Raw genomic sequence first — 21,186 nt, forward strand, 5'->3', positions numbered from 1 at the left:
TACCGTGCTCGGCTCCTGCAACGTCAGCGGGTTATTTCGTACCAGCCAAGAAACATGTCCAGCGTCGATTCGACCACCGTGTGCTGCTCCTCGGGGGTAAGCAAGGCCGCACTGAACGTTACCTGCGGCCAGAACGCGAACGACTTGAGCAATGCATGCATCTGCGTCGCGGCAAAGGCCGGGTCGACCGGTTTCAGACGGCCGTCTTTCTGCGCGGCGCGAATCCAGGCACTGAAGGTTTCTTCTCGCTCATTGATACGCGCCATCCACACCTGAGCCCGCTCGGGGGAGTGAATGGTCGCGCCGACCACCACGCGGGCCAGGTCGAGAAAATGGCTGTTGGTCAGGTTGCGCATCTTGCCCCAGAGCAATTCCCGTAACTGCTCGCGCAAGCCGATTTGCGGATGAAAAACCACTTCGGCCTGCGGCGGGGCGCAGCTCCAGAGGCGCTGCAGCATCTCGGCGAACAGTTCTTCCTTGCTGGGGAAGTGGTTATACACCGTACGTTTGGAAACCTCGGCCCGCGCGGCGATCCGGTCCATGCTGGTGATCTCGAAGCCACGATCGCCGAATTCGGCGATAGCCGCCTGGACGATGGATTCGCGTTTCTGATCGGTGAGGCGCATGGGTTCGGTCATAGGTTCGCTTCAAACGTGCGTTTAGAGAAAATTACACTCAGCAGTTTACTTGTCACCGAGGATCATGCAAGCTTAAAACTACACCGTGTAGTGTAAAACACTGTTACATATTTTCCCTCGGACATCCTGCAACAGGATCACGTACGAAGTATGCACGGCTGGAGCCTCAACCTGCCCCCAGGAGTCAGCGAACCATGGCCTCGACACATCAGAAAAAGGACTCTTCTACACTGCCTGTCTTGTCCCGTCACGAAGGGCGATACCGCAATCACGCCACCATGAAGCCGTCGAGTCTGCTTCGCACGCTCGGTATTTTCTGGGATCAGGCGTTCAACAAACCCAAGGACACACGTCCGGCAGGCGAAATTCCGGTACAGCCGCTGTCGCGTCAGCAATTGCTGGCGGCACCGAACAACACGGTGTATCGCCTGGGGCATTCGACCGTTCTGCTCAAACTGCGCGATCAGTTCTGGCTTACCGACCCCGTGTTTGCCGAACGTGCCTCGCCCGTGCAGTGGGCGGGCCCGCAGCGCTTTCATCAGCCGCCGATCAGCCTCGAAGAGTTGCCGCCGATCAAGGCGGTGATTCTTTCGCACAACCATTACGACCACCTTGATCGTATGGCTATCAAGGCGCTGACCGACAAGACCGAGCACTTTCTGGCACCGCTTGGCGTGGGTGATACGTTGATCGAATGGGGCGTGCCTGCGCACAAGGTGCGTCAGCTGGACTGGTGGCAGTCCACCGAAGTGGCGGGCATCGAGTTCGTCGCCACGCCTTCGCAGCATTTCTCGGGGCGTACGCTGCTCGACAGCAACCGCACGCTGTGGGCGTCCTGGGTGATGATCGATAGCGATCAGCGGATTTTCTTCAGTGGCGACAGCGGTTACTTCGATGGCTTCAAGACCATCGGCGAGCAATATGGGCCGTTTGACCTGACCCTGATGGAAACCGGCGCCTACAACGTCGAGTGGCCTGATGTGCACATGCAGCCCGAGCAGACGCTGCAGGCGCATCTGGACCTGCGCGGTCGCTGGTTGCTGCCGATCCACAACGGCACCTTCGACCTGTCGATGCATGCCTGGCACGAGCCGTTCGATCGCATTCTGGCCCTGGCCTGGGAGCAGAATGTCTCGATCACCACGCCGATGATGGGCCAGCCGTTTTATGTGCAGTACCCGTGTCGGGGTCTGACCTGGTGGTTGGGCGTGGATGAGGTGGTTGAGTCTGAAACCGCACAGACGGAGGGCGCAGAACCCTGCAACTGCCGTCGTCAGAACGCCTGAAAACCAACTCTGGTAACGATGAACTGATTTTTAAATAGCAGGGCCCAGATTTTGATTTGTCACCTGAGCACACGCCCGGCCTAATCGTGACCCTCGACAGGGAGGGTGAAGGTATGCAGATGCGTGGCTCGGTGGTTCAGAATATGGGGTTAATGATCAGTGTCATACTGGTGGCGCTCAACTTGCGTCCGTCGATGGCCGCTGTCGGTCCATTGTTGGTGGCGATTCGGCTGGACGTCCCACTGGGTTTCGGGACGGCGTCGTTGCTGACCATGCTGCCGGTCATGGCCATGGGACTGGCAATGTTTTTCGGCATGGGCATCGCTCGCTACCTGGGGTCGTATCGCAGCATCATGCTTTCACTGGCGCTTATCGGTCTGGCAACCCTGGCGCGTCTGTTTCTGGATTCTGCTGCCGAACTGATTTTCAGCGCTGTGTTGGCGGGGCTGGGTATTGCCTTGATTCAGGCGCTGATGCCCGCGTTGATCAAATCGCGCTTCAAAGCCAATGTCTCCTTGTGCATGGGCTTGTATGTGACTGCGATCATGGGCGGGGCCGCGCTGGCCGCTTCATTCAGCCCCGTGGTGATGGGTAGCAGTGGCAGTTGGCGCTTCGGCCTGGCGGTCTGGTCACTACTGGCTCTTCTGGCAATGTGCTTCTGGTTTGCCCAGCGGCGCGTATTGCGCTCCGATGCGTCAACCACTGCAGGGCTCCGGCAGACTTTCTTCCACACGCCTCGGGCCTGGATGCTGGGGGTTTTCTTCGGCCTCGGCACTGCGTCCTATACCTGCGTGTTGGCCTGGCTGGCCCCGTATTATTTGGAGAACGGCTGGAGTGAGCAGAGTGCAGGGCTGCTGCTGGGTTTTCTGACCCTGATGGAGGTCGTATCGGGTCTGCTGGTGCCGGTGCTGGCCAACCGCAGTCGCGATAAGCGCGTGGCGCTGGTTGTGCTGCTGCTGTTGATGATGACCGGCTTTGCCGGGCTGATTCTGATGCCGCAGCAGTTGGGACTGCTGTGGGCATGCCTGCTGGGATTGGGGATTGGCGGTCTTTTTCCGATGAGCCTGATCGTGTCCATGGATCATTTCGATGACCCACAGCAGGCGGGCAGCCTGACGGCATTCGTGCAAGGCGTGGGTTATCTGATCGCCAGCCTGTCGCCGCTGCTTGCCGGAGTGATTCGTGACCTGACGGGCAGCTTTGCGGGTGCATGGTGTTCACTGATGGCGTTGGTCGCGGTCATGCTGTTGATGGTGGTGCGACTCGACCCCCGGCGTTATGCTGATCATCTGCGCGACGCACTCGACGAACCTGTCATCACTGGCAGATAGGCGGCATGATCGCATTTTGATGCTATCTTGTGCGCGTTGACCTGACCGCCTGGTCACAGCGCCAGCGAGATACCTTGATGCTTAACAGTAATGCTCTGAGAAAGCTGGACATGCAGGACCTGATGGTCTTTGTCTCGGTGTATGAGCAGCGCAACCTGACCCTGGTCGCGGAAGCGTTGCATGTCAGCCAGTCGACGGTCAGTTACTGCCTGAAAAAGCTGCGGGCGAACTTCGAGGACGACCTTTTCATCTGCACCCGCAACGGCATGCGCCCGACCCGCAAGGCATTGGCCATGCACGACCATGTGCAGCAGATTCTCCGCTCGGTCAATCTGTGCCATGACGGCCTGGATCTGTTCGACCCGACTCGCACACAAACGACCTTCACGGTCTGTGCGCCGGAGTATTTCGAGCTGCTGGTATTGCCGCATTTGATGCGTGACTTCGCTGCCGCTGGTTTCTCTGTGACGGTCAATGTGCAAAAACTTGAGAAGCAGTTGCCTGCCGAGCAGTTGAACGACGGTCGTTTTGACCTCGCCCTGTGCTTCGGGCCTGGCTTTCACCGAGTCCCGGACAGTCTGATTTCGCAGGTGTTGATGGAGGATGATCTGGTTTGCGTCATGGACTCCAGGTTCGCGCCGCTCAGCGCCCTGATCGACACTCAAACCTTCGTCCAGCATCGTCATGTCTACCCGACGCCGTGGACGTCCGACACCAACATGGTGGATGGCTGGCTGCAGCGACAGGGTCTGGAGCGCAACATTGTCGCGCGGGCCAACAGCTATCGGGCGGCCTTGCAATTGCTGGAAGGCACCGATTTCATGCTGGTTCTGCCACGGCGTATTCAGACGCTGCTGGGTAATGAACCGTGGATTTCCGTATTCGAACTGCCACCTGACCTGCCTGGCTTCAGCCTGGACATGCTGTGGAGCGCCCAGGCGGATCGAGACGAAGCCAGCGGCTGGCTGCGTGAACAAGTCGTGAAGGTGTGTGCCGAACGCGGCTTGCTCTGACGGGTTGTCAGTTGCCTGACTTGTCTTTCTGCGGGTCGGGTGAGGTGGCAGGTCGGGCCTGTTCGCCCTGCTGATTGAGCTGTTTGTTCTTCTCGCCCACCTTGCCGGCGTTTTCCGGTTTGTGATCGAGGTCTTCGCGTTTGGATTCATCTGCCATGACCGTATTCCTTTTTGTCGGGGGGTATGGTTATTGGTCAGTGTGGCGGGTGCAAGATTCGATTTAAATGACGCGCGGTTCATTGCCCGGTGCTGTTAGCGTCGGACGCTGAACCGCGCACATCAATCAGCTCAACAGAGTGATCAAGTCTTTGGCCGCCTGCGCAGAGCTGGCCGGGTTCTGGCCAGTTACCAGCTTGCCATCGGTCAACACGTAGACGCCCCAGTCGTCGCCCTTGGAATAGTCACCGCCCAGTTGCTTGAGCGTGTCTTCGACCAGAAAAGGCACGACATTGGTCAGGCCGACCGCTTCTTCTTCACTGTTGGTGAAGCCTGTGACACGGCGGTCCTTGACCAGCGGCTGGCCGTCCGGCGACTTTACGTGACGCAATACGCCAGGTGCGTGGCAGACCATCCCGTGTGGCTTGTCTGCCTTGGCAAAGGCCTCGATCAGCGCGATGGAGTCCTTGTCTTCAGCCAGGTCCCACAGCGGGCCGTGACCGCCCGGGTAGAACACGGCATCGAAATCGGCCGCATTGACGCCAGACAGAAGGCCCGTATTGGCGAGCGCTTTTTGCGCATCGGCATCTTTGGAGAAGCGCTTGGTGTCGTCGGTCTGAGCGTCAGGCTCATCGCTTTTCGGGTCCAGCGGTGGTTGACCGCCTTTCGGAGAGACCAGCGTAACGTCGGCACCGGCCTCTTTGAACGCGTAATACGGCGCGACGAACTCTTCGAGCCAGAAACCGGTTTTCTTGCCGGTGTCGCCCAGTTGGTCATGGGATGTCAAAACCATCAGGATTTTCATGTGCATGCTCGTCTTCGAAGGGGTGAGAGGGTGTAGACAGGCAAAAACCTCAAGTGTTGTGAGAATTTTTTACCACCGAAACGAGCAGGGCCGGATGTCGACACAATGACGTGCGTCGACATCCGGCCCTGTTTCACCGCTGCGTTTAAAAACGTCGGATGAGGATCATTGCTCCTTGGTCAGATCCACCAGCGGTTCTTTGCGCACTTCGGTCTCGCGACCGTCCTGAATGTGCTTGACCTGCCCAAGGGCTTTGTCGACAGCACCTTTGTCAGCCAGCAGACTGTAGCTGATCTGGAACTGGCGTTGCTCTTTCGGCGCAATGGTTGGCACCAGATTCAGCGGTCGCTGGAAGCGGCGGTTGTAGGAGAAGCTGGTCCCCGGTTCCAGTCCGGTGACGTAGCCCTGGCCTTTGGTGTCGGTGTTTTTCCACAGCGAGAACACCGGCAACTGCTTGGTATTGAAACCGACCGACACGCCCAGGCTGCCAGCCTTGTTGTGCAGCACGGTCAGCGTGTCACCCTTGGCATCGCCGTAGGGCACGATGTTGTAGACCGTCTCGTCGTAATCCGGCGTCGGTGCGCGGTAGGTCTGCCAGTCGTCCAGGTCACCCTTGGCTTTTTCATTGAACGGCGAGACCTGCTTGACCGGCGCTTCGAAACGCGCCCCCTGTTCGAGGAACGGCGTGCTGAAGTTGCTGTGGTACAGCGCCTGGTATTCTTTCGGATAGTCGCCATTGTTGGTCAGCGTATCGTTGAGCGAAAAGCTCGTGCTGCCTGGCTCCGTGACCAGTTCGGTCTGCACCGAGAAGTCGACCTTCTTGAACGCCTGCTCCTTCAATTCACCCTTGAGACGGATCGCGTAGGGCGGTTTTTCGTCGATCTGCAGTGTCACCTTGCTCGCCGGAATGTTGGCCGCACGGCCGTGCAGGGTCAGCAGCTCGCCGTTGTCCATGCCTGGGTGGCCCACCCACTCATAGCCGCAGCGGGTCACTAACTCGTTGAAACCTTCCAGCCAGCCCAGGCCGCCGCGGCCATTGAGCTCGATGAAGGCCGGATTGACCACGTCCTTGACCGGAGAATCCCAGCCCATGCGCACATCGCCGACTGATGCCTGCAGCACGTTCATGCCACGGGTCGGGACGACTGACAGCTTCATCGTGCCATTATCGATATCGATAATGCTCACGCCTTCCTGACGACCGCCATGCAGCGTACGCATCGTGACAGTGAACGGCTTGTCGGTCTTGACGCCCAGCTGCTGACTGGTGATCTGCTGATTCTGCGCAGCCTTGTCGGTGTCGAGCAGCACATAATCCCAGGCAAACACACTGGAAGCGGCTGTAAGAGCGCCGAGGCCTACGAGCAGAGGAAGGGATTTCATGGTGATGGTCCTTCTGTAATTATTGGAATTATGGTGTTGCATACCGTCTGAACAGCTATTTAACGCCGAGTTAAACGATTCAGCAATGGGCAGAGTCCAGGCACAGCGCTTTTAACCACGATGGCACTGACGACGCAGAGTGTGACGTCAGTGACAGAGCGAAGGAACCCAACGAAGTCGGGCCGCAAGCAGGAGCGGGGACGTTGCTCACGTTGGTCCCTCAAAGTGAGTCGCCGAGGGGCGAAAAGGTGACCTGAGTCAAACCTCAATCCACCTGACAAAGAAAAACTGCTGTGTGACGCAGAGCGTCACGAACTGCATTCCCACGCGGAGCGTGAGGAACGAGAATCCGAGTCGAACCTGAATCCACCTGATACCACAGCCTCCTTCGTGAACAAGTTTGCTCCCACGGCCTCCGGCCAGCATCAAAAGCAGATTTGTGTATAACGATGAGCGCGGACGATGAGGAACGAGAGGTGCCTCGCCGAGTATAGCCAGGCACGTTAATCACCGGTCATCGAGATTCAGGTGACTGCCCCCGAACCTGATCGAGCCCAAGCCGCTCGGCTGCCGCCTCACCCAGCAACCGCTCGATCTGCGCATGCTCCCAACCGCTGAGCAAACTCACCGGATCAGTGCGCAGCCAGCTTTCGAACGAGCCTTCCCGACCCAGCGGACAGCGACATGCCCGACAGCGGGTCGGGCTGCCCTCGGCGACTTCCAGCGTCAGCAACCAGCCGTCAATCTCGACCTGTTGCAGCCCGAAGCCGGAGGATGTGCCGATAAGCTTCAGCGACCGAGTACCCATCGCAGCATCCCGCAGTTGCTGATACACCTCACGAGTCGTCAGAGCTTTCACAGGCGTCACTCAAATCCATTTTGCTGAGTAAAGCACGATTCCGAATCGTGCCGGTTAAAGCAGACGCTTCAAAACGTCGACGGCGCACCAAACAGGCTTTCGATCTCGGGCCGGGTCTGGTTGATCGCACCCAACTGACGGATCAGTTCGGCCTGCCTGCTGCCACGCACGCCAGCAGTGGTCATCAGCGCATCGCGCACGTAGGTGTAGACGCCGCTGACACCGAACGGCGTGATGTAGCGAACATGCTGGCTGATGCCTTGGGTGATCGTCTTGAAATGCTCGCTGGCGTAATAGGTTCTGCGCGTCCAGGCCGATTCGAACACCAACTCCATCATGACGATATTCAGGCGCGACTCTTCGACCTCATGATTAACGTCCGGCGCAGGCGGCGCAGGCTTGGCGTTATCGTAGGGTTGCGCAAGGTGCAGGCGCAGTTTCAGCACAGCCTCGGAACCGGCCATGTCACGGGCGAGCTGCTCAATGGCTTTGCGGGCTGCGGGCAGATCATCGCTGGCGAGATGAAAGTGCAGATGCATCTTGTCCAGTGTGGCGGTTTCGTTGGGGATCGGGTCAGGCAGGCGATCCACCAGGGTGCTGGAGCCATCCGGTACGTCGTAGGCGATGGTTTCTTCGAACATATTCTGCTCGTCGGAGAACAGCAGGGCGCTGGCATCCTTGAATTGTTTCTGCGCATCGGCGGACAGAAAGCCGATCTCCACACCACCATCCAGCACGTAGCCCGGTAATGCCTTAACGCCTTCGATGACTGGCCAAAGGTGGCCGTCCTTTTCGCGCGTCAGGTGATGCTGAACGTACCAGCCCAGGCCCTCAAGCCTGGCGCACAGCGGGCCATGAACGTCGCGCCAGTAGGTCGCGAACAGTTCATGGGGAACACCCGTCTTGCGCAGCACGGTGGTGTAGGAGTTGATGACGATGTTTTCATCGCGAGCGGCGTGGTTGCCGGAAAAGTGGCTGGCGGAAAAGGCTGAGTTGGGCATGGAGGCTCTCTGTCATGAAGATATTCCTCTCAGGCGCCTCGCCGCCGAGGTAAGTTCAAGGAAACTTACCGGCGGACGCACCCTTGTGCTGCGATGCAGGGCGAGACGAACAGGTAACCCCGGTAGGCGCCGGCCAGAGTACGTACCGCCACGACCGACCACATCAGTGCCAGCAGCGCAACGAGCCACGTGCCAAACACATCGAAGAAGCCCAGATGCAGGGTAGCGCCGAGTTTGAGCGTCGCCACTGCATACACGCCGAGCGGGAAGGTGAACGCCCACCAGCCCAGGTTGAAGCCGATGCCCTGTTTCACGTAGCGCGCCGTAATCAGCACGGCCAGCGCCATCCACCACAGACCGAGCCCCCAGAACAGCATACCGACCACCACACCGATGCCTGCTGCTACCGTGCCGATGGATGCGAGGCCGTGGGCGGCGAAGATGGCCGGGGCGTCGCTGCCCATCACCAGCATGCCCAGTGCGCCTGTACCGATGGGCCCGAGTGCCAGCCAGCTGGAGGCGGCCATGCTTTCGTGGGGCAGTTTGTGCAACGCCAGGCGCAACAGCAGAATCACCAGAATGCTCAACGCCACGGGCACCGAGTAGGCCCACAGTACGTAGCTGGTGATCAGCACGGTGAACTGCGAGTCAGCGGTCGCAAGATGCGTTGTCAGCGATCCCCCGCAGGCCGCTGCAACTTCGGCCGCCACCACCGGTAACAGCCAGACAGCAGTCATCTTCTCGATGCTGTGCTCCTGACGGGTGAACATCATGAAAGGGATCAGCACCCCACACGCCAGGGCCATCGCCACGTCCAGCCACCACAAGGCTTCGGCGACCGGAACAATGGCACTGCCCCAGCGCGCCGGGCCGAATACCAGCAGGCCGTTGATGAGGGTGGCCAGGCCCATGGGAATGGTGCCGAAGAACATCGACACGGTGGAGTGCCCGAAGACCTGACGCGCCTCATGGAAAAACAGCAACCAGCGGCTGGCGTACATCACGCTGAACAGCGTGAACAGGGCGATGTTCAGGAACCACAGCGCTTCGCCCAACGCACGCAGCGGGGCAGGGCCACCCGGCAGCTGCGCCAGCGCCAGCGACAGAATGCCGGTGCCCATGGTCACGGCGAACCAGTTGGGGGTGAATTGCCGAATCGCCTCCAGCGGGCTGCTCAGCGCTGTGAAGGGGGCGTTGCCCTTGATGAGGATTGCGAGTCTGCTCATGGCAGTCTCCTGCGGGTGATTTCGGGATGTGCCATCAGTCTACGGATCGACAGTCAATCTTCTAAACGGGTAATCTCTCTCATTGTTACCTGTTTTTCAGGTAGGTCTACCCGGCGAGAGAGACGGCCTTGAGAATCAACCTGCGGCAATTACAGATTTTTTGCGCGATCACCCGCTGTGGCAGCACCACCAGCGCAGGCAACGCTCTAGCACTGTCCCAATCAGCCACCAGCGCAGCATTAAACGAGCTTGAAAGCGCGCTGGGTACGCGTTTGTTCGACCGGGTTGGCAAACGCCTGGTTCTGAATGACAGCGGCCAGACGTTGCTGCCGCGTGCCATGAAAATGCTGGAAAACGCCCAGCAGATCGAGGACAGCTTTCTATTGCCCGACGCGGCGTTGAAGGCTCGGCTGCGCATCGGCAGTAGCAGCACCATCGGCAATTACGTCGTGCCACAGATCGTCGGAGCATTGCGCAGCTCGACGCCTCAACTGCGAATCGATGTGGACATCGGCAACAGCGCGCTGATCGCGCGCAAGGTTGCGCAGTTTGAAATAGACATGGGGCTCATCGAGGCACCCTGTCATCTGCCGGAGTTGATCGCCGAGCCGTGGCTGGTCGATGAAATGGTCATCGTCGCCGGCTGCGCCCATCCGCTGGCCGGGCAGGAATACGTGTCACTGGGCGATCTGCAGGGCGCGGAGTGGCTGCTGCGTGAGCAGGGTTCGGGGACGCGCGAAGAGGTCGAACACTTGCTGCTCAGGCATTTGCACGACTTGCAGGACATGCGTCAGGTAGGCAGTTCGGAAGCGATCATGCGCACCCTCGCGCAAGGCATTGGCATCAGTTGCCTGTCCCGTCGTGTGGTCGCCGACCTGCTGGCGAGCGGGCAGTTGCGCACGCTCGCCAGCCCGTTGCCGCCGCTCAATCGCCGGTTCTTCATGATCAGGCATCGCGACAAGTTCATCTCGCCGAGCCTGGAGCGCTTCAGGGAGGCCTGCCGCCAGGCTGCCGATCAGGCTGACACGTTGCGCCATGGCTTGAGCCACAACGCCAGCCCGACCAGCAGCAGCGCGCCGTAAACACAGCTCAGGCCCAGTTGCAGCCAGGTGTCGTGCAATGGATGCAGCAACAGGGCGGCGATAGCCATCAGCAGGCTGGCCAGTAACCAGTGGCTGCGCCACGGCAAGACATGCAGCAACGACTGGCGACGCATCAGCAGCACGCCGGTGACCAGCGCGCCGCCCAGCGCGGCGAGGGCAATGCCGGTCAGGCCGAAGGCAAAGGGCAGTGCGCCGAGCAGCAGTGCATTGCACAGGCTGCCCACTAGCTCGCAGTTGAGCGGCAGGCGCGTGTCGCCAGCGGCGTAGGCATAACGCGCCAGCAAGGCATTCCAGGCACCGAACATCAGCGGCACGGCAAACCAGGCGAGCAGTTCCGGCAGCGGCCCGCCCTGGGTCTGGTTGGGCAGCAGCAGGGCCACCAGCGCCCCGGCTGCACCGATCAGGCCGGCCACTGCCGGCAAGGTCAGCAAGGTCGCGCTGCCCAGCCCGCGCTTGAGCAACGACAGGCGCTGATCGCCGGCACTGCCGCTCATCAGGCCGAGCAGCACCTGATTCAGGCTCATCAAGGCAATCAACGGCAGGTTGATCAGTTTGCGCGCCAGGTTGACCCAGGTCACCGCGCCTTCGCCGAGCAGCGAAGCCACCATGCGCTCCAGCAGGGCAAGCCCCTGGCTGGCCAGGTTGCTGCTCAGCAGCGGGCCGATACGCTGTAACAGCTCACGCATTGCGCCCGCTTCCGATTGCCACTGCCAGGGCCGCCAGCCCGAACGATACAAGGCGGGCAACAGCACACCCGGCATCAGCACGCTACCCAATACGCACGCGCTGGCCAGCCCGCTCGATGTCGAGGCATGGCTGAACGTGGCGAGGTAAATGACCGGCGGCAGGTTGAACAGCAGCGAGCCGAGCCCGGCCAGCACGAAGCGCGAGCGAGCCTGTAGCGGTACGCAAAACAGCGCATGCAGCATGAAGCCCGGAGCGCACCATGCCAGCCAGCGCAAGCCACTGGCAGCCTGCGTGTAGCCATCGGCGTCCAGCCCAGGACCGATCAGCCGCACCAGTCCCTCTGCGCTCAACAGCAGAACGACGCTCACTGCCAGCCCGGTCAGCAACAGACGCGGTGCCATGCCTCCCAGCCAGCACTGTTGCCGTTCAACGCTGCGCTGCTGATAAAGGGGCAGGGCAGCGGCGCTGAGCAAGCCCGCGGCCAGTGACATGCGCAGCGCCTCGGGGAGGAACATCGAAACCAGAAACGCGTCGCTCTGACCTCCGGCACCCCAGGCCGCCACCAGCAGCCATTCGCGGGCAAATCCGGCAGCCAGACCAGTAAGGGTGGCCAGTGTCAGCCACAGTGTCGAACCCAGCATCGTCTGTGCTTCTGATCAGTGAAACAAGGTGAACAGGCCTTTGCCGCCCACCTTGTACTTGAGGCCGCGAGCGCGCTCGCCCTTGATCTCTGCGTTCGGGCCACTGACGATGGCGTAGGGCGGAACCGGTTTGGAGACCACGCTGTTACCGCCCACCACGGCACCTTCGCCGATGTCGGCGCCGAACGAGAGCAGCGCGCGGCTGCAGATCCACGCGTAGTCGCCGATGAACACCGGTCCGCCTACCGCCCAGAATTCGGGTTCGTTGAGATCGTGTCCACCGGCGATGATCAGCACATGTGAAGCGATGGTGACGTGATCGCCGATCACCAGCCCACCGCGTGCGTCGAGTTGGCAGTGCCAGCCCACCGTGCTGTCATTGCCTATGCGCAGGCTGTCGACGCCGAGCACCTCGGTATTGCGCCAGACGGTCGAGCCCTTGCCGATCTTCGCGCCGCCGATGCGCAACCACAGCAGGCGCAGGGTGTGGCTGGGGATCTTGCAGATGAGGATGTTGTAAGCCTGCTCCCAGGTCCGCAACATGCGGTCGCGCAGGGTCGGCCAGTTGATCCCGTACAGCGGAATAAGCGCGCCTTTGGTTTCGCTGGCCAGCAGCTTGTAGAAGCGTCGCGCCAGCGGGTGTTCGATTCTCGTCTCGATATTCAGGTAGCAGATGAACGACAGGGTGCGTTCCTTGATCCGCGTTTCAAAGCACACTTCGTTGTCCAGCATCCACTGATAGGCGGCTTCCAGCTCTTCGAGCGGCACCGCCATCTTGCGCGCGTAATCGGGCAGTGCCTCTCTGAGATTATGAGAATGCAGCATGCGGTGTTTCATGAGGAGGCTCCCGGCTCGGGTGAGGCGTCAAGGTGTCTGGATGTCATGTCGGGCCTGGCGCGCAGGCGTCTGGTTTCGTGCAGGCTGATGCCGAGCAAGAGCCAGAACAACGCAACCAGCACACTGGTGAAGCTGAAGTAATGGTCGAACAGACCGCTGAACAACGCAGCCAGTACACCGGTGGTGCAGCCCAGCGCAATGGCGTTTTCGCGAGTCAGCACGACCCGGCCGCTTCCGGGACGCACTTCCTTCCACCAACTGAGGGTGATAGCGATGAACAGCAGCATGCCGGGTATGCCGATCTTGTAGATGAAGTTCAGCCACAGGTTGGAAATGCCGAATTCTGTGTAGCCCAGCACCGGTGGGTCGGTCTTGAAACCGATGCCGAACGGGAAGGTGGCCACTGCGTCGGGGAAATGGCTGTATTCCAGGAAGCGAATCGCGGTACTGGCATCGTCATTGCTGAACAGCCCCATCAGCCGGTCTTGCAGGGGCGGGTAGAACATCAGCAGAAGAATGCCGGCCACCATGCCACCCATCAACAGCCGTCCCAGATGCGGAATGCGTCGCCGGGCCATCAGCAGCATCACTGCGATCAGGCTCAACAGCGCGCCGCGTGAGCCGGTCAGCAACAGGCCGACCACGCCAAGGGCCGCCACCGCAAGGCCCAGCCTGCGGGCCGTGCCGCTGCGCGTCATGCCGAAGCAGAAGGCGAGTGGCAGTAGCATCGCCAGCGCACCCCCCGCCACGTTGGGGTGCATCCACGGCGAACCCATGCGGCTGGCGAACGAAAGCAGGCTCTCGCTCAACACGTCGGCACCGCTGTAGCCCAGGCTGCCGAGGATCGGAATGATTGCAGTGGCCGAGCCTTTGGTGACGTAGACACCGATCGACAGCACCAGCAACAACAGCGTCCCGCCGAGCAGCGCGATGACTGCGTTTTCCAGCGTTTTGAGGTCGGTCAGCAGACGGGGCACCAGAAACAGGATCGACAGGTTGAACAGCCAGCGGATCCAGTTGATCGGGCCGTTGCCCTCGGCGATGACGGTCAACTGGCCGACCAAAAACGGAAACGCACTGAACAGCATCAACGCCACCAGCAGCCGTTCGGGGCGCAGCATATGGGGCACACGGTGGCGTTCCTGAAAGACTGCATGGAGCAGATAGCTGGCCCAGGTCAGCATGATCAGCGCTTCGGAGACCGTGGTGCGAATGCCGATCTGAATCGTCGAGTAGGGCAGGAAGGTTCCGATCAGGCAGAACAGCAGCAGCCCGCGTACCGGCCGGCGGATGATCGTGGCAACCGCCACGATACCGATTGCCGCCGCTACCACGAAGGGCGCCGGCAGCATCCAGATCATTACGCCGAACAGCAGGCTGAACAGCAGCCCCAAGGGCAAGGCCAATGGCATCAGCGCAATTCCTCCAGCGCCACGTGCACGCGTTCGCAAAAGGCTTTCAACTGGTAGCGCTGCGTCCAGTCTGTGGCAATCGCCGGATCCTCTTCAGGCGCCTGCGACAGGGTCCCCATCAACCTGATCAGGTTACCGCTGTCGACCGGCGAAAAGCGTGGGCTGTCGGGCGGGGCGACTTCGTCCAGCGAGGAGCCCGAGGCCACTGCAACCGGTGTGCCGCTGTTCAGTGCTTCAATCACCGGCAGCCCGAAACCTTCACTTTTGGAGGGTTGCCAGAGCCGTTCGGCATTTTTGTAGACGGCGTGCAGTTCGGCGTCGCTCAGGCCGCTGAGCACATGCAGACCCGGTAACTGGCGCTGCGCTTCGGTCAGCGGATCATCGCCACCGACCAGCACCAGTTCCGGGGTATCGACGAATTGCATGCGCGCGGTCTGCCAGGCATCCACGAACCATTTGATGTTCTTGCGCGGTTCGCGCGTGCCCACGCACAGCCAGTAACGCAGCGGCAGGCGCAGTTGCGCGATGTCGGCCGGCTCACCCTTGAAGGCTTCCACCAACAGCGGTATGACGCGCAGCTTGGCTTTGATCCTGGGGAACATCCGTGCAGCCTCGTTTGCAGTGAATTGCGAAGGCACCCAGATCTGGTCGGCAACCTTCAGCGACCAGGCAATCGACAGGTAGTCGGTCATCCGGTAGATCCTGGCTTTCAGTCGCGAACCGTGACTGTTGTGCTGCGTGAGCTGAAACAGATCGTGCAGTTGCAGTACGTAACGCATATCGCCCGGCTTGCGCCCCAGCGGCAGGCCCATGTTGATATTGGCCATGTAGATCTGAATGCCGGCATCGCGCAGGGCTGCAGGCAGGAACTGGCCTTCGAAGCGCAGGCGATCCGGCAGCCGATGAACTGAATTCAATGGGGCAGCCCAGCGCGGGGCATGCATCAGGCGGCGTACCGGATGATCGTAGGGGGCCACGCCGAACAGTTGCAATTGCACGTCCGGGTGTTCACGGAATGCCCGTTCCAGTGCCAGGTTCTGGCGTCCGATGCCGCTGGTGGGGTAACCGGCTGCGGCGCGGTAGTCGAGTCCTATACGCATGAGCGCAATCCTTGCTTGGAGAACGAAAAGCGGGTGTAAATCACTTCCAGCTGAGCGGCGGAAACGGACCAGTCATGCCGGGCGCGAACATAAATGCGGCCGGCTTCGCCAATCTGCTCAAGCTGCAGTGGTTTGTCGGTGTATTCGGCGATCAGTGTCGCCAGCCCTGACGCATCCTCGCTGCCCAGGTAATGTTCGCCATGCCGCACCGCCAGTCCGGAAACACCCTGTGCGGTGGTCACCACTGGCAGGCCGGCGGCCATGGCTTCCAGGGTCTTGAGCTTGGAGCCGCCGCCCTGGCGCAGGGGTGCGAAGAACATCGAGGCAGTGGCCTGCAAGGCACGCAGGTCAGCTACATAACCCAGCCATTCAATGCGCGGGTCAGACCAGCGCTCGCGCCAGGCGGGCGGCATGCCGAAGCCGCCGATGGCAAAACGCACATGGGGTGCCAGGGCCCAGACCTTTGGCATGATCTCGTCCAGCGCCCATTCGATGGCGTCGACATTGGGGCCGTATTCATAGTTGCCGATGAACAGCAGGCGATGGCTGTGACGGTCCGCGTGGACGCTGGCGTAGTAATCGCAGTCGACACTGTTGACCACATAGGACGTCGCCCTGCCGCTGAGACGCGAAAGCGCCTTGGCATCGTCCTCGGTGACCGCGATCAGCTCACCGGTCTGGCGAAACACGCGGGTTTCCCAGCGCCGGTAGCGCCAGCGGTCATAGACCGCGAAGGCATTGGCCCAGCGTGGCAGACGGTCATAGCTGGCGGCACCCAGGTCCGATTCGACATTGTGCTCGGTCAGCACGAAAGGTTTGCCGGAGCGCTTGAGCGCATGCTCGAAGGGCTGAAAGGCATAAGTGTGCTGCAGCTGAATAATGTCCCAGTCTTCCTCCAGCAACTGTTCGAAGGCCTTTTCCAGTTGCGGTGCGTAACCGTTCACGCTGGCCAGCATCGGTGGCGGGGCAAACGCCACGGCCAGCAGGGTACGCAAGCTGAGCAACGGGCGTCGATCGATCACGATCAGGCGTTCCAGCCAGGGCTCCAGTGCCGCGCGGGCATCGTCGTCCAGCGGGTTCTTGGACTGCACCAGCAGCGTGATGCGATGACCACGTGCTGCCAGGTTGCGCAGCAAATGGTATTCCCGGGTTTTGCCGCCACTGGTGGTGGGCCAGGGCAGATAGGGGAGCGTCCACAGGATTCGCATGGCTCAGGGCTTCCATTCCAGAATTTGCAGAGTCGGCTTCAGCAGCAGGGTGATCCCCTGGCTGCCGGACAACGGGGTGCGGCTACCGGTCAATGGGTCGTGGACCACCGCATCGGTGATAGCCGGGAAAGTCAGCGATGTGCCCGCCGCACTCCAGAACATCAGCAAGTGCGAGCCATCCGCGCGCGTCCATGGTATGGCATACAGGTCGTCCGGTACGCTGCTTACGGCGGGTGGTTCGGCGGGCAGCAGACGTGGCCCGGTGATTTTCAGAAAGTTCTGCAGCGCGGTGTAGGCCGGTTTGGGACTGGCTTGCAGGTCAAGCAGCCCGTAACCCTGATCGCGGGCCGAGGCGCGCTCGTCCAGATCGCTGAGGTTGAACAGGAAGATGCGCTGGAAATCCATGGCGCTCATCAGCGCCAGACGCCGCAGGGTGTAGTCAGCCTGGCCGGAGGTGCCAATCAGGTGCTGCATCTCCACCGGGCCTGCATAGCTCGACCAGCCCCATTCAGTGGCCCACACCTGCTTGACGCCATTGCTGTGCAACAACTGGTTCATGGCATTGGCACGCACCAGAAAATCGCGATCCGGTATGGAATCGCCTTCCGGGTACTCGGAGTAGGGGTGATAGGCCGCGACGATATTCTGCTGGCCCAGGCCATTATCGAGCAGCGTCTGCAGCATGTAGCCAGAGGTGCTATGCATCTGACTGTAGTAAGCCATGCCTGACGTGACAATCGTCTTGTTCGGCAGGACGGCGCGGATCGCATTGGCGGTGGTGGTCAGCAAGCGGCCATAGGCAGCCGGATCCTCTTTGGGCAGCCAGACGATGTTCGGCTCGTTCCAGACCTGCCAGTTGTTGACCTGCGGATAGCGCTGGGCCAGGGCGGTCATGCGTGCGGCGAACACGTTGAAATCCGTCGGGGGGTATTGATCGCGGCTCTTTGCATCGGCCGGCGCGCTGCTGGCGAAAGGCGCTGACCCGACCAGGTACGCCAGGGTGTTGTAATTGTGCGCCTTGATCGCGGTCATGGCGGCGTCCAGCTCGGTCAGGGCGTAGCGGTCCTTTTGCGGCTCGATCACCGGCCAGTGAATGGTCAGCCTAACCCAGTTCAGGCCCAGTTCGTCCAGACGGCTCATCTGCTGTTGGTAGATGTCCGGGGCGAAGTACTGAAACTGTACGTTGACGCCCAGAAAGTCCGCCCAGACCACCTCGCGAGGCGCCTTGAGGACCGTTGCCGCCTGGGCGGCGCAGCTCATTGCTGCGCCGAGCAGTATGCTGGTGACGAGTTGCCCGAATCTGGATGGACGCTGCATGTCACTTCTCCTGGCAAGCCTGGCGAAATACATCCTGAAAATGTTCTGCGGTATGGCTCCAGACCCGGGCCTTGCCCATCTGCGCGGCGTTGTCGGCCCACTGCCTGACCAGCTCCGGTGTTGCGCAGGCGCGGGCGAGGGCTTGCGCCAGCCCGTCGACATCGCCTTGCGGGTAGATCATGCCGTTGCCATGCGAGACTTCTTCGGCAAACGAGCGCGCATCCGAAGTGATCACGCCACGTCCGCAGGCTACCGCCCAGGACAGCGCGCCGCTGGTGCCGCGCAGTTTGCCGAGAATCTTCAGTTTGCTCGACTCGCGATAGGGCAAAACCATCACGTGGTGGGCCTGGATCACCTGCGCAATCTGTTCGGCAGGCAGGTCCAGTTGCCAGTCGATCAGATCGACAAGGCCCAGTTGGCGGATGCGCAGGCGTAGTTGTTCCAGATAACTGCCGGACGGGCCAAAGGCCATTTCCGGCTCGCTGCCGCCGGCCAGGGTCAGGCGCACGGTCGAGCGCAGCGCAGGCTGGGCGGTGAATACGCTGGACAGCGCATCGAGCAGGTCCTCGATACCCTTGCCGCGATAAATGAAACCGAAATACAACAGACGCAAGGGATTCAACGGCGGTAACGGCATGGGGGCGATGTCGAGGTTGCCGTGATTGATGACGGCCATCTGCGCTGCCGTCAGCCCCATGCGCTGGCGCAGGCTCTGACTGCCTGCCTGGGTCAGGGTCACCAGCCGGGTCATGTGCCGCGCCAGCTGCCGTTCTTCATGCAGGCACAGCGGATCGGCCAGTACTGTGGCGATTTCCGGCAGCGGCGAGCGCATGCCGCTGACCATCGATAATGGCCACGGCAGTTTCTCGCGCCGCCAGACCAGGCGCTCGGGATCGTGCACGGTCGCGGTCAACGGCAGCCTCGGGAAACGCCGACGCAATGCGCGCAGGGCTTGAAACTCCGCCAGCCGACCGCCGCCCAGTTCGGCGTGGACCAGATCGATGCCGCTCCAGTCGGTTTCGGCCACCCGCTGTTGTGCAGCGCGGGGATCGTTGCCAACACCCTGCAGCGGTGTACTGACCTGCAGACCCAGGCCTTCAAGCGCATGCCGCAGATGTCCGGCGTAATCGGCGATGCCGTTCTGTTCGGGCGGCAGCGGCGCAAGCAACGCTATTCGCATCAGCCTCGGCTCCCGATCCGCTTGAGGAAATTCAGGACCTTTTCAGGCACTTCGAAGCGCCGACGGTTGATGATGATGCCGTCGACTTTCTTGAACGCGGTGTTGAGGTTGTTGAGCGTGTCTTCCAGCATCGGCACGGTGGTGTCCTGGGCGCGAACCACCAGCACGATCAGGTCAGCCTTGCGCAAGAGCACGAAGGCGTCCTGATTCGCCGAAAGCGCCGACGCATTGATCAGCACGATTTCGCCAGGACTGGCCGGGCCGCGGCCCTCGGTACGCACCCGATGGCCCTGTTCGATCAGCAGCGCGCTTAACCGCGCGATCACGAACGATACGCCAGCTCCGTACTTGACCGAGGTAAAACCGATGGTCAATCCGCGCTCTTCTACCTGATCAAGCGGCAGAATGCCGTACACCCGATGCAGATTCGAGGTGAACGCTGCACTGCGTTCCTGAGCACGTTCCAGGTCGGGGAGGCTGGTCCAGACCGGAACACCGAAGCTGCTCTCGATCTTGTCGCCGTCGTGAATGCGCTGGTCCAGCAGGTAGAAGAAGTACAGGGCCACGGCACCGACCACAATACTCAGCGGGAATGCCAGAAACAGCATCAGCAGGCTTTTCGGGAATACCCGGCTGGGGTTGAAAGTCGCGTCCTCGACGGTCGCGATATTGCTGATCTGGCTGTTGTCGAGCTCACGGTCGATACGCGATTTTTCCAGGCTGTCCTTGTACAGCGCATAGCTTTTCTCTGCTGCATCGAGTTCGTTCTGCAGGCGCGACAGTTCCGGTTCCAGATTCAGCGCCTGCTGGCGGTCGCTTTCCAGCTGGGCAATCTGCGCATTCTGTTGGGCAAGCTGGGTTTGCAAGCGCGCGTAGCTGGTCTGCTGGTCGGCATACACATTCTGCATGCGGTTGTAGATGGGGTTGGGCGTGATGCTTTCGGAACGCTGCACGGTGGCGTCCTGTTCCTTGAGCAGTTTTTTGAGGTTATTGATTTCCTCGTTGATGGCCCGAATCGGTGGCGCCTCTTCCTTGAACGAGCGAAGCATTTCCTGGCGCTCGACTTCCTTGCCGTTGATGCGGTTCTGAAGGTCCTGACGATTGGGGTTGAGGGCCAGTTCACGGCCTGCAGAGACGGTCTTGGGTTGTTCTGCCAGTTGTTTTTTCAGCAGGTCCAGACCTGCCTTGGTCGAGGCAATCGAGCGGGTGGTGTTGTTGCGCTCGGTGCGCAGATCGTTGAGCCCCTGCGAAGTGTCGGCCAGACGCTGGGAAATACTGACCGCGCTCAACTGGTTCAGGTAGTTCTGAATTTGCTTCTTGTACTCGATGATGTTCGCACCGGTCGTCTTCACTTCCCCTTCGTAAAACGCGTACAGGCTGACACGGCCCAGCGTTTTGGTGCGCTGCGTCTGGTACTCGGTGATCCAGGTCTTGAGTACGGTCTGCGCGATTTCCGGGTCGTTCCAGGTAAATCTCAACTCCATCACCGACGAGCCCGGTTCATGGCTGACCTTGAAGTTTTTCTCCAGATCCTCGGCCAGACGTTCGACCTGAGAGCGGTTTTCCACCAGCCCGATGAACTGCAGAACGTTGCGCACGCCATTGACGAGCGCTCCGACTACGGTCTTGATGCCGTTCTTCACCGAGGCCAGAACGCCGGTTTCAGGTGGCACCATGGACAGTTCGGCGAGGTATTTCTCGGACACTGCACGCATGATCGGCCGCCCGCTGAGCATGCGCTCCTCGTCGAGCAGCGGATCGCGCAGACCGCTCGGAATCACAATGGCCTGACGATCAGACAACTCGATCGGCACCGTGCTGCTGTCGCGGCCCGGCTTGACCAGCAGCAGGGCGGTGGACTCATAGCGGTTGGGGAGCAGAAACGCGCCCAGAAGAATGATGACGAAGGTCGCCAGCACGGTAATCCTGACTTCGCGCTGGAAGATGAAGAGCAGGCGCAGCAGGTCGCGGAATGAGCGGATGTTGATCATGTCTGTTTCCCT

At 60.8% G+C, this 21,186-nt stretch carries 19 protein-coding genes; 4 read left to right on the plus strand and 15 right to left on the minus strand.

Going from position 1 to position 21,186, the window contains the following annotated elements:
* Nucleotides 1-23: 23 nt before the first annotated feature.
* The gene (locus tag LCH65_RS06430) at nucleotides 24-638 is read right to left on the minus strand and encodes a TetR/AcrR family transcriptional regulator (RefSeq protein WP_003370440.1); all 615 of its coding nucleotides are present in this window, start codon (nucleotides 636-638) and stop codon (nucleotides 24-26) included.
* Nucleotides 639-832: 194 nt separating this feature from the next.
* On the opposite strand from LCH65_RS06430, the gene LCH65_RS06435 reads away from it, so the two are divergent.
* The 3 genes from LCH65_RS06435 (at nucleotide 833) to LCH65_RS06445 (ending at nucleotide 4,268) form a co-directional block, all read left to right on the plus strand.
* Nucleotides 833-1,924, plus strand: coding sequence for an MBL fold metallo-hydrolase (locus tag LCH65_RS06435; RefSeq protein ID WP_024662288.1), 1,092 nt, complete (start codon nucleotides 833-835; stop codon nucleotides 1,922-1,924).
* Nucleotides 1,925-2,037: 113 nt separating this feature from the next.
* Nucleotides 2,038-3,255, plus strand: a complete 1,218-nt coding sequence (locus tag LCH65_RS06440; RefSeq protein WP_096120282.1) for a cyanate transporter — start codon at nucleotides 2,038-2,040, stop codon at nucleotides 3,253-3,255.
* A gap of 77 nt (nucleotides 3,256-3,332) precedes the next feature.
* Nucleotides 3,333-4,268 carry a LysR family transcriptional regulator gene (locus tag LCH65_RS06445; protein WP_060708930.1) on the plus strand — a complete coding sequence of 312 codons (936 nt, stop codon included), beginning with the start codon at nucleotides 3,333-3,335 and terminating at the stop codon, nucleotides 4,266-4,268.
* 7 nt (nucleotides 4,269-4,275) lie between these two features.
* On the opposite strand, the gene LCH65_RS06450 is transcribed toward LCH65_RS06445, so the two are convergent.
* The 6 genes from LCH65_RS06450 to LCH65_RS06475 form a co-directional block, all read right to left on the minus strand.
* Entirely contained in the window at nucleotides 4,276-4,425 is a 150-nt protein-coding gene (locus tag LCH65_RS06450) for a hypothetical protein (RefSeq protein WP_002554136.1), read from the minus strand.
* A gap of 126 nt (nucleotides 4,426-4,551) precedes the next feature.
* Nucleotides 4,552-5,229, minus strand: a complete 678-nt coding sequence (locus LCH65_RS06455) for a type 1 glutamine amidotransferase domain-containing protein (RefSeq protein ID WP_002554135.1) — start codon at nucleotides 5,227-5,229, stop codon at nucleotides 4,552-4,554.
* Nucleotides 5,230-5,394: 165 nt separating this feature from the next.
* Entirely contained in the window at nucleotides 5,395-6,612 is a 1,218-nt protein-coding gene (locus tag LCH65_RS06460; protein ID WP_226439239.1) for an aldose 1-epimerase family protein, read from the minus strand.
* A 514-nt stretch (nucleotides 6,613-7,126) separates the two neighbouring features.
* Nucleotides 7,127-7,471: a hypothetical protein gene (locus LCH65_RS06465; protein ID WP_128775306.1), complete on the minus strand. Its 345-nt coding sequence runs from the start codon at nucleotides 7,469-7,471 to the stop codon at nucleotides 7,127-7,129.
* A gap of 68 nt (nucleotides 7,472-7,539) precedes the next feature.
* Nucleotides 7,540-8,472: a hypothetical protein gene (locus LCH65_RS06470; RefSeq protein ID WP_072366926.1), complete on the minus strand. Its 933-nt coding sequence runs from the start codon at nucleotides 8,470-8,472 to the stop codon at nucleotides 7,540-7,542.
* 65 nt (nucleotides 8,473-8,537) lie between these two features.
* Nucleotides 8,538-9,698, minus strand: coding sequence for a TDT family transporter (locus LCH65_RS06475; RefSeq protein ID WP_060707999.1), 1,161 nt, complete (start codon nucleotides 9,696-9,698; stop codon nucleotides 8,538-8,540).
* Nucleotides 9,699-9,826: 128 nt separating this feature from the next.
* On the opposite strand from LCH65_RS06475, the gene LCH65_RS06480 reads away from it, so the two are divergent.
* Nucleotides 9,827-10,780 (plus strand): LysR family transcriptional regulator, encoded by a 954-nt coding sequence (locus LCH65_RS06480; RefSeq protein ID WP_058416945.1) that lies wholly within the window; start codon nucleotides 9,827-9,829, stop codon nucleotides 10,778-10,780.
* Here the strand turns inward: LCH65_RS06480 and LCH65_RS06485 are convergent.
* Genes LCH65_RS06485 through LCH65_RS06520 form a run of 8 tightly spaced genes read right to left on the minus strand, consistent with a single transcriptional unit; the run spans nucleotide 10,714 to nucleotide 21,174 of the window.
* The gene (locus LCH65_RS06485; protein WP_058416946.1) at nucleotides 10,714-12,129 is read right to left on the minus strand and encodes a lipid II flippase MurJ; all 1,416 of its coding nucleotides are present in this window, start codon (nucleotides 12,127-12,129) and stop codon (nucleotides 10,714-10,716) included. The two genes, LCH65_RS06480 and LCH65_RS06485, sit on opposite strands and share 67 nt — an antisense overlap.
* Nucleotides 12,130-12,144: 15 nt before the next feature.
* A complete protein-coding gene (locus tag LCH65_RS06490) occupies nucleotides 12,145-12,966 on the minus strand; it encodes an acyltransferase (protein WP_058416947.1) in 822 nt (273 codons plus the stop codon).
* Nucleotides 12,963-14,378, minus strand: coding sequence for an O-antigen ligase family protein (locus LCH65_RS06495; protein ID WP_044308545.1), 1,416 nt, complete (start codon nucleotides 14,376-14,378; stop codon nucleotides 12,963-12,965). The genes LCH65_RS06490 and LCH65_RS06495 overlap by 4 nt, the downstream gene beginning before the upstream one ends.
* Nucleotides 14,378-15,478 carry a glycosyltransferase family 1 protein gene (locus LCH65_RS06500; protein WP_128775303.1) on the minus strand — a complete coding sequence of 367 codons (1,101 nt, stop codon included), beginning with the start codon at nucleotides 15,476-15,478 and terminating at the stop codon, nucleotides 14,378-14,380. The genes LCH65_RS06495 and LCH65_RS06500 overlap by 1 nt, the downstream gene beginning before the upstream one ends.
* Complete coding sequence (locus LCH65_RS06505; protein ID WP_003436329.1) at nucleotides 15,469-16,686, minus strand: glycosyltransferase family 4 protein; 1,218 nt, start codon at nucleotides 16,684-16,686, stop codon at nucleotides 15,469-15,471. The genes LCH65_RS06500 and LCH65_RS06505 overlap by 10 nt, the downstream gene beginning before the upstream one ends.
* A 3-nt stretch (nucleotides 16,687-16,689) precedes the next feature.
* Nucleotides 16,690-18,003: a cellulase family glycosylhydrolase gene (locus tag LCH65_RS06510; RefSeq protein WP_003370465.1), complete on the minus strand. Its 1,314-nt coding sequence runs from the start codon at nucleotides 18,001-18,003 to the stop codon at nucleotides 16,690-16,692.
* A gap of 1 nt (nucleotide 18,004) precedes the next feature.
* On the minus strand, nucleotides 18,005-19,183 hold the full coding sequence (locus LCH65_RS06515; protein WP_003370466.1) for a glycosyltransferase: 1,179 nt from the start codon (nucleotides 19,181-19,183) through the stop codon (nucleotides 18,005-18,007).
* On the minus strand, nucleotides 19,183-21,174 hold the full coding sequence (locus LCH65_RS06520) for an exopolysaccharide transport family protein (RefSeq protein ID WP_003436332.1): 1,992 nt from the start codon (nucleotides 21,172-21,174) through the stop codon (nucleotides 19,183-19,185). The genes LCH65_RS06515 and LCH65_RS06520 overlap by 1 nt, the downstream gene beginning before the upstream one ends.
* Between the last annotated feature and the right edge of the window lie 12 nt (nucleotides 21,175-21,186).

This window comes from Pseudomonas sp. MWU16-30316, assembly GCF_020515645.1.
In the GTDB taxonomy this organism is placed as follows: Bacteria; Pseudomonadota; Gammaproteobacteria; order Pseudomonadales; family Pseudomonadaceae; genus Aquipseudomonas; species Aquipseudomonas cerasi.